The organism is Sulfitobacter sp. HI0129 (assembly GCF_001635395.1).
Lineage (GTDB): Bacteria > Pseudomonadota > Alphaproteobacteria > Rhodobacterales > Rhodobacteraceae > Sulfitobacter.
The window spans coordinates 1-1,184 of sequence record NZ_LWGH01001130.1; the positions used below are offsets into that span (position 1 = coordinate 1).

At 65.2% G+C, this 1,184-nt stretch carries 1 pseudogene; it reads right to left on the minus strand.

From position 1 onward, the window contains the following. Window positions 1-1,184, minus strand: a pseudogene (gene tnpC / locus A3764_RS23690) (IS66 family transposase); the annotation flags it as partial.

A 1,184-nucleotide genomic window follows, 5' to 3' on the forward strand; every position in this document is an offset into this window, starting at 1 on the left:
TTGAAGGCAGCCACCATGGGGCCGGAGTGCTGCTGGCGCGCAGCCTGGCGCAGCGCCGCCGGCTGACCGGCGATCTCGCGCTCGACATCGTAGATCTTGCCGATCCGGTCGAGGGCCTCCCGCGCGATCTCGGACTTCGTGCCCTCCCAAACATCGTGGAAGTCGCGCCGCAAATGCGCCCAGCATGCTGCCTCTCGGAACTGGCTGCTGCCATCCGCGCGCTGTTCGTAGAGCGGATTGAAGCCGGCATAGGCATCCACCTGAAGGATGCCACGGCTGGCTTGTAGGTGGCGCTGCGGATGCTCCCCCTTCCGATCCGGGGAGAAGCGGTAGACGACGCCGGGTGGTGCGGTGCCGGCCCAAGGTCGTTGGTCAGAGACATGGCCCAGACCCAGCCTTGTTTGACACCCTTGCCGAGACCGCGGTCCCGACGTGACCGGTCCAGCACGCGGATTGGAGTGTCATCTGCATGCAGCACCGGCGCGGACATCACCTCGGCCTCGATCCGCTCGATGACGGGAGCGAGCACCTTCATGGCGCGCCCGCACCAATCCAGAAGCGTGCTGTCAGGGATGTCGGCGCCCATGCGGGCGTAGATCTCGTGCTGACGATACAATGAAAGATGGTCGTCGAACTTCGAGACGAGGATTTGAGCCAGCAGCCCCGGACCAGCCATGCTGCCGGCGATCGGACGGCTCGGAGCCGCAGGCTGCACCATCTTCTCACACCGGCGGCAGGACTTCTTCACCCGCGCGATCTGAATGACTTTCATCTGCGCCGCGACCAGGTCTAGAAGCTCGCTGACGTCCTCACTCACCACTCGCAGGTCACCCCCACAATCGGGGCAACAGGAGCCAGGGTCGAGCTCCCGGCGTTCGCGGGGCGTTGCCTCCGACACGCGCGGCCTGCGTCGCGGCTTTGCCTCGGCAACAGGAGCATCGGTCGCAGAAGGCTCATCGTCCTCGATCGGCCCGTCGTGTTGTTCGGCGGCCGCGACCAGCAGATCCTCCAGCGCCAGCTCCAGCTGGGCGATCTCGCGCTCAATCTTTTCCGAAGATTTGCCGAAGGCCTGTTTCTGCAACTTGGCGATCCGCAGGCGCAAGGCCTGAACCAGTTGCTCGTGGGCCTGGAGCGTGGCCGACATGCGTGCATTCTCTGCCTGAAGCGCGGCGATCATCGCCTTC